1 protein-coding gene is annotated in these 250 nt (G+C 33.2%); it reads right to left on the bottom strand.

What is annotated here, in order from left to right; genetic code table 11:
• Positions 1 to 53 precede the first annotated feature (53 nt).
• Positions 54 to 250: hypothetical protein (locus ACYQZV_RS09180; protein ID WP_459895354.1), on the bottom strand; the 197-nt coding region annotated here is incomplete at its 5' end.

Below are 250 nucleotides of genomic sequence, written 5' to 3'. Positions count from 1 at the left end.
CTGCCACGATTTACAAGTCTACCACGATCAACAAGTCTGCTACGATTTATTGGCTAAAATCTCTCTAAGAGCCTTTCAAACTCTTCAATAGAGCTTATTGTTTTAGCTTGATTCTTCAGATAATCTAAGAAGTTTATATCATCTATTTGTTTTAGCTGATTTGTCATATCACTTAAATCTGTATTTGGGAATCTAAGAGATAGTATGTCGGTTATGGCTTCTATCTTTCCTTCTATTTTCCCTTTTATTC

It is taken from the genome of Hydrogenobaculum acidophilum (assembly GCF_054656715.1).
The sequence above is the reverse complement of the archived record's forward strand: the minus strand, read 5'-3'. Positions and strand labels throughout refer to the sequence as shown.